Here is a 6,960-nt window from a genome sequence, read left to right as displayed (position 1 = left end):
TTGGGGGCCGCGCGCCCTTGCCCCCCCACCAAATCTCCCGGCATTCTCCGCTGCTCCGCGGTGTAGCGCCGCCCCGCGCTGATGGGGCGGCGGGGGCCTTTCGCTTGCCTGCGCAACGCGCGTCACGCGCCGTTTCGGCCCGTTTCGGACCCTCGGAATTCCTGACACCCGGTGTCTTTACGAGTGGCACAGGGTGCCACTACCTTGTTACTCACCAGTCGCGGCGCCGCGGCTCCCCACCTCGGCGCGCCGCCGTCCGGTGTTCCCACACCCCGGGAGCAGTGCCAGCACGGCCCGGTCCACGCCGGGCGCCCAGCCTGACCCACCCACCACCCATCTCAGCGAAGCCGGTGTCCGCTCCCGGCTCCCCCAGACGCCCTGTGACCCTCACACAGGTACGCCTTCGGAGGCAGCCATGCAGGAAATCCTCGACGCGATCCTCAGCACCGACAGCACGTCGGCCGACTTCGCGGCGATCAAGCTCCCCGAGTCCTACCGAGCGGTGACGCTCCACAAGGACGAGGAGCAGATGTTCGCGGGCCTCGACAGCCGCGACAAGGACCCCCGCAAGTCCCTTCACCTCGACGAGGTCGCCCTGCCCGAACTGGGCCCCGGCGAGGCCCTGGTGGCCGTCATGGCCAGCTCGGTGAACTACAACACCGTGTGGAGCTCGATCTTCGAGCCGGTCTCCACCTTCGGCTTCCTGGAGCGCTACGGCCGGCTGTCGCCGCTCACCAAGCGCCACGACCTGCCGTACCACGTCCTGGGCTCGGACCTCGCGGGCGTGGTGCTGCGCACCGGCGTCGGCGTCAACTCCTGGAAGCCCGGCGACGAGGTCGTCGCGCACTGCCTCTCGGTCGAGCTGGAGTCCCCGGACGGCCACAACGACACGATGATGGACCCGGAGCAGCGCATCTGGGGCTTCGAGACCAACTTCGGCGGCCTGGCCCAGATCGCGCTGGTGAAGACCAACCAGCTGCTGCCCAAGCCGAAGCACCTCACCTGGGAGGAGGCCGCCTCCCCCGGTCTGGTCAACTCCACCGCCTACCGCCAGCTCGTCTCGCGCAACGGCGCCGGCATGAAGCAGGGCGACAACGTGCTGATCTGGGGCGCCAGCGGCGGCCTCGGCTCGTACGCCACCCAGTACGCCCTGGCCGGCGGCGCCACCCCGATCTGCGTGGTCTCCAACGACCAGAAGGCCGACATCTGCCGCGCCATGGGCGCCGAGGCGATCATCGACCGCTCCGCCGAGGGCTACCGGTTCTGGAAGGACGAGAACAACCAGGACCCGCGCGAGTGGAAGCGCCTCGGCGCCAAGATCCGCGAGTTCACCGGCGGCGAGGACGTGGACATCGTCTTCGAGCACCCGGGCCGCGAGACCTTCGGCGCCTCGGTGTACGTCACCCGCAAGGGCGGCACCATCGTCACCTGCGCCTCCACCTCCGGCTACATGCACCAGTACGACAACCGCTACCTGTGGATGTCGCTCAAGCGCATCGTCGGCTCGCACTTCGCCAACTACCGCGAGGCCTTCGAGGCCAACCGCCTGATCGCCAAGGGCAAGATCCACCCGACCCTGTCCAAGGTCTACTCCCTGGAGGAGACCGGCCAGGCCGCCCTCGACGTGCACCACAACAAGCACCAGGGCAAGGTCGGCGTGCTCTGCCTGGCCCCCGAGGAGGGCCTCGGCGTGCGCGACCGGGAGCTGCGCGAGAAGCACCTGCCCGCCATCAACCGCTTCCGGAACGTGTGAGACGGATCCGATGACCGAGCCCCAGAAGCGCGACCGGCCCTGGCTGATGCGCACCTACGCCGGCCACTCCACCGCGAGCGACTCCAACGCGCTCTACCGGCGGAACCTGGCGAAGGGCCAGACCGGCCTGTCGGTCGCCTTCGACCTGCCGACCCAGACCGGCTACGACTCCGACCACATCCTCGCCCGCGGCGAGGTGGGCCGGGTCGGCGTCCCGGTCGGACACGTCGGCGACATGCGCACCCTGTTCGAGGGCATCCCGCTCGAACAGACCAACACCTCCATGACGATCAACGCCACCGCGATGTGGCTGCTGGCGCTCTACCAGGTGGTCGCCGAGGAGCAGGGCGCCGACATCGCCAAGCTCACCGGCACCACCCAGAACGACATCGTCAAGGAGTACCTGTCGCGCGGGACGCACGTCTTCCCGCCCGGCCCGTCGGTACGCCTGATCACCGACATGATCGCCTACACGGTCGGCAACATCCCCAAGTGGAACCCGATCAACATCTGCAGCTACCACCTGCAGGAGGCCGGGGCCACGCCCGTCCAGGAGATCGCGTACGCGATGTGCACCGCCATCTCGGTGCTCGACGCGGTCCGCGACTCCGGGCAGGTGCCCGCCGAGCGGATGGGCGACGTGGTCGCCCGGATCTCCTTCTTCGTGAACGCCGGCGTGCGCTTCGTCGAGGAGATGTGTAAGATGCGCGCCTTCGCCCGGCTCTGGGAGAAGGTCACCCTGGAGCGCTACGGCGTGACGGACCCCAAGCAGCGCCGCTTCCGCTACGGCGTCCAGGTCAACTCCCTCGGTCTGACCGAGGCCCAGCCGGAGAACAACGTCCAGCGGATCGTCCTGGAGATGCTGGCCGTCACCCTCTCCAAGGACGCCCGCGCGCGGGCCGTCCAGCTGCCCGCCTGGAACGAGGCGCTCGGCCTGCCCCGCCCGTGGGACCAGCAGTGGTCGCTGCGGATCCAGCAGGTGCTGGCGTACGAGTCGGACCTGCTGGAGTACGGCGACATCTTCAACGGCTCCGAGGTGATCGAGACCAAGACCGCCGCGCTGCTGGCGGGCGCGGAGGCCGAGATCGCCAAGGTGCTGGAGATGGGCGGGGTCATCCCGGCCGTCGAGTCCGGCTACCTGAAGTCCAACCTGGTCTCCTCGCACGCCGCCCGCCGGGCCCGGATCGAGTCCGGCGAGGACAAGATCGTCGGGGTGAACTGCTTCGACACCACCGAGCCGAGCCCGCTCACCGCCGACCTCGACACCGCGATCATGGTGGTCGACCCGGCCTCCGAGCGGTCCGTCCTCGCCGCCCTGGAGGACTGGCGCGGACAGCGCGACGAGGCCGCCGCCCAGGAGGCGCTGGCCGAGCTCAAGACCGTCGCCGCCACCGGGGCCAACCTGATGCCGGCCACGCTCGCCTGCGCCCGGGCCGGTGTCACCACCGGCGAGTGGTCCTTCGCCCTGCGCGAGGTCTTCGGCGAGTACCGCGCCCCCACCGGCGTCGGCGGCGCACCCGTCGCGGTCGCCGCCGAACCGGGCGGGGAACTGGAGCAGGTCCGCGCCGCGGTCGCCGCGACCGCCGAGGAACTGGGCGCCGGCAAGCTGCGCCTGCTGGTCGGCAAGCCCGGCCTGGACGGGCACTCCAACGGCGCCGAGCAGATCGCCGTCCGGGCCCGCGACGCCGGGTTCGAGGTGGTCTACCAGGGCATCCGGCTGACCCCGGAGCAGATCGTCTCCGCGGCCGTCGCCGAGGACGTCCACTGCGTGGGCCTGTCGATCCTCTCCGGCGCGCACTGCGAGCTGGTTCCGGACGTCCTCAAGCGCCTGGACCGCGCCGGGGTGCAGGATGTCCCGGTGATCGTGGGTGGCATCATCCCGGCAGCGGACGGCGAGGCCCTCAAGGCCGCCGGCGTCGCCGCCGTGTTCACCCCGAAGGACTTCGGCATCACGACCATCATCGGCCGGATCGTGGACGAGATCCGGCTGGCCAACAAGCTCCAGCCGTGGTCGCCCGCACCGACCGCGGCCACGAACTGACCAGCTGACCAGCTGACCACTGGGAAGGAACCGAACCACCCTCATGACTACCCCGAACCGCCTGCGCCCGCGCCGCTCCTGCCTCGCCGTACCGGGCAGCAACCCGCGCTTCCTGGAGAAGGCCCAGGGCCTGCCGGCCGACCAGGTCTTCCTCGACCTGGAGGACGCCTGCGCCCCGCTGGTCAAGGAGAGCGCCCGCCACACCATCGTCGACGCCCTCAACAACGGCGACTGGGGCAACAAGACCAAGGTCGTCCGGGTCAACGACTGGACCACCCACTGGACCTACCGCGACGTGATCACCGTGGTCGAGGGCGCCGGCCCCAACCTCGACTGCATCATGCTGCCGAAGGTCCAGGACGCGGAGCAGGTCAAGGCCCTCGACCTGCTGCTCACCCAGATCGAGAAGACCATGGGCTTCGAGGTCGGCAAGATCGGCATCGAGGCGCAGATCGAGAACGCCAAGGGCCTGATCAACGTCGACGCCATCGCCGAGGCCTCGCCCCGGCTGGAGACCATCATCTTCGGCCCCGCCGACTTCATGGCCTCCATCAACATGAAGTCGCTGGTCGTCGGCGAGCAGCCGGCCGGCTACCCGGCCGACGCCTACCACTACATCCTGATGCGCATCCTGATGGCCGCCCGCGCCAACGACCTGCAGGCGATCGACGGCCCGTACCTGCAGATCCGCAACCAGGAGGGCTACCGCGAGGTCGCCGGCCGCTCCGCCGCCCTCGGCTTCGACGGCAAGTGGGTGCTCCACCCCGACCAGGTCGCCGCCGCGAACGAGATCTACTCGCCCGCGCAGGAGGACTACGACCACGCCGAGCTGATCCTCGACGCGTACGACTACTGCACCTCCGAGGCGGGCGGCGCCAAGGGCTCCGCGATGCTCGGCGACGAGATGATCGACGAGGCCAGCCGCAAGATGGCCCTGGTCATCGCCGGCAAGGGCCGCGCCGCCGGCATGGAGCGCACCACCAAGTTCGAGATCCCGGAAAGCTGAGGGCCTGAGCCATGCAGTTCGGACGCACCTACGAGGAGTTCGAGGTCGGCGCGGTCTACAAGCACTGGCCCGGCAAGACGGTCACCGAGTACGACGACCACCTCTTCTGCCTGCTCACCATGAACCACCACCCGCTCCACATGGACACCAACTATGCGGAGAAGACGACGGACTTCGGCAGGAACGTCGTGGTGGGCAACTACGTCTACTCGCTGCTGCTCGGCATGTCCGTCCCGGACGTCTCCGGCAAGGCGATCGCCAACCTGGAGATCGAGTCGCTGCGCCACGTCGCGCCGACCTTCCACGGCGACACCGTCTACGGCGAGACCACGGTCCTCGACAAGTGGCCGTCCAAGTCCAAGGACGACCGCGGCATCGTCTACGTCGAGACCAAGGGGTACAAGCAGGACGGCACGGTCGTCTGCATCTTCCGCCGCAAGGTGATGGTGCCGACCGCGACGTACACCGAGGCGCGCGGCGGCGAGCAGCCCGGCCGCCCGACCCCGCTCGCGTAACCCACCCCTCCACCCGGAGACCCCGGAGGGGCAGGCCGCCGTCATCGGCCGACCCCCACCCGGTAACGGGGGCCCTGCTGCCACGCCGGCAGGGCCCCCGCAATCCCCCCCCCCGCCCTCTTAGACCTTTCCGGAGCCGCACGATGGGACGCCTCGCACAGACCGACGGCCTCACCGAGATCCAGCGGGACATCCTCGCCACCGTGCGGGATTTCGTCGACAAGGAGATCATTCCGGTCGCGACCGAGCTGGAGCACAAGGACGAGTACCCGACCGCCATCGTCGAGGGCATGAAGCAGCTCGGCCTCTTCGGGCTCACCATCCCCGAGGAGTTCGGCGGGCTCGGCGAGTCGCTGCTCACCTACGCCCTGGTGGTCGAGGAGATCGCCCGCGGCTGGATGTCGGTCTCCGGCATCGTCAACACCCACTTCATCGTGGCGCACATGATCAACGCCCACGGCACCCAGGAGCAGAAGGACTACTTCCTGCCGAAGATGGCCGCCGGCGAGATCCGCGGCGCCTTCTCGATGTCCGAGCCCGGCCTCGGCTCCGACGTTTCGGCCATCTCCACCAAGGGCGTCAAGGACGGCGATTTCTACGTCCTCAACGGCCAGAAGATGTGGCTCACCAACGGCGGCACCTCCACCCTCGTCGCGGTCCTCTGCAAGACCGACGAGGGCGGCAGCTCCCCGTACAAGAACATGACCACCTTCCTGATCGAGAAGGAGGCCGGTTTCGGCCCGAACCCCAAGGTTCCCGGCCTGACCGTGCCCGGCAAGATCGAGAAGATGGGCTACAAGGGCGTCGACACCACCGAGCTGGTGCTGCAGGACGTCCGGATCCCGGCCGACCGGATCCTCGGCGGCGTCCCGGGCCGCGGCTTCTACCAGATGATGGACGGCGTCGAGGTCGGCCGGGTCAACGTGGCCGCCCGCGGCTGCGGCGTCGCCCGCCGCGCCTTCGAGCTGGGCATCTCCTACGCCCAGCAGCGCTCCACCTTCGGCAAGAAGATCGCCGAGCACCAGGCCATCCAGTTCAAGCTCGCCGAGATGGCCACCAAGGTCGAGGCCGCCCACCAGATGATGGTCATGGCCGCCCGCAAGAAGGACGGCGGCGAGCGCAACGACCTCGAGGCCGGCATGGCCAAGTACCTCGCCTCCGAGTACTGCAAGGAGGTCGTCGAGGACGCCTTCCGCATCCACGGCGGCTACGGCTTCTCCAAGGAGTACGAGATCGAGCGCCTCTACCGCGAGGCCCCGATGTTGCTCATCGGTGAAGGTACTGCGGAGATCCAGAAGATGATCGTCGGACGCCGGCTCCTGGAGGAGTACCGGATCGCCGAGTGATCCCCGGGCCTCCGGCCGGCGGACCGCGCCGCCCGGAGGCCCCCTCGAACCGCCGGTCGACGGGCGTGCGGGCCCGTCCCGGCGGAGCGCCGTGCCCCGTCACGGGCCCGGCCTGGTCCGCCTGGGTCCGGCACGGCCCTCCGGAAGCGGGGGGGCGGGGGGGCGCGGGGTGGGGTCTCGCCCCCGGGGGCGCGCCGGGGGGCGGGGCCGGGGGGGGGTGGGGGGGGCTGTTCGCGGTGGGGGGGGGCGTTGGGCCCGCGCACCCCCAACGACGACACCGCGGCCCGCCGGGGGCGGCC

General features: G+C 69.9%; 5 protein-coding genes. All 5 read left to right on the top strand.

Translation table 11 applies throughout. The annotated features are described in order from the left end of the window. The first annotated feature begins 415 nt into the window (after window positions 1–415). The 5 genes from ccrA to ACFV0O_RS16945 all read left to right on the top strand — a co-directional run bounded on the left by ccrA (window position 416) and on the right by ACFV0O_RS16945 (window position 6,661). The gene (gene ccrA, locus ACFV0O_RS16965) at window positions 416–1,753 is read left to right on the top strand and encodes a crotonyl-CoA carboxylase/reductase (protein WP_360255708.1); all 1,338 of its coding nucleotides are present in this window, start codon (window positions 416–418) and stop codon (window positions 1,751–1,753) included. A 10-nt stretch (window positions 1,754–1,763) separates the two neighbouring features. Beyond that, complete coding sequence (locus ACFV0O_RS16960) at window positions 1,764–3,794, top strand: protein meaA (protein WP_380342031.1); 2,031 nt, start codon at window positions 1,764–1,766, stop codon at window positions 3,792–3,794. 43 nt (window positions 3,795–3,837) lie between these two features. Then, a complete protein-coding gene (locus ACFV0O_RS16955) occupies window positions 3,838–4,800 on the top strand; it encodes a CoA ester lyase (RefSeq protein WP_360255712.1) in 963 nt (320 codons plus the stop codon). 11 nt (window positions 4,801–4,811) lie between these two features. After that, window positions 4,812–5,315 carry a MaoC family dehydratase gene (locus tag ACFV0O_RS16950; protein WP_380342028.1) on the top strand — a complete coding sequence of 168 codons (504 nt, stop codon included), beginning with the start codon at window positions 4,812–4,814 and terminating at the stop codon, window positions 5,313–5,315. A gap of 143 nt (window positions 5,316–5,458) precedes the next feature. After that, window positions 5,459–6,661, top strand: coding sequence for an acyl-CoA dehydrogenase family protein (locus ACFV0O_RS16945; RefSeq protein ID WP_360255716.1), 1,203 nt, complete (start codon window positions 5,459–5,461; stop codon window positions 6,659–6,661). Window positions 6,662–6,960 lie beyond the last annotated feature (299 nt).

It is taken from the genome of Kitasatospora sp. NPDC059577, from assembly GCF_042735475.1.
GTDB lineage: Bacteria > Actinomycetota > Actinomycetes > Streptomycetales > Streptomycetaceae > Kitasatospora.
The sequence above is the reverse complement of the archived record's forward strand: the minus strand, read 5'-3'. Positions and strand labels throughout refer to the sequence as shown.

Excerpts from the sequence above, each read along its gene's own strand:
- ccrA (WP_360255708.1), top strand. The coding sequence starts at position 416 with ATGCAGGAAATCCTCGACGCGATCCTCAGCACCGACAGCACGTCGGCC.
- ACFV0O_RS16960 (WP_380342031.1), top strand. The coding sequence starts at position 1,764 with ATGACCGAGCCCCAGAAGCGCGACCGGCCCTGGCTGATGCGCACCTAC.
- ACFV0O_RS16955 (WP_360255712.1), top strand. The coding sequence starts at position 3,838 with ATGACTACCCCGAACCGCCTGCGCCCGCGCCGCTCCTGCCTCGCCGTA.
- ACFV0O_RS16950 (WP_380342028.1), top strand. The coding sequence starts at position 4,812 with ATGCAGTTCGGACGCACCTACGAGGAGTTCGAGGTCGGCGCGGTCTAC.
- ACFV0O_RS16945 (WP_360255716.1), top strand. The coding sequence starts at position 5,459 with ATGGGACGCCTCGCACAGACCGACGGCCTCACCGAGATCCAGCGGGAC.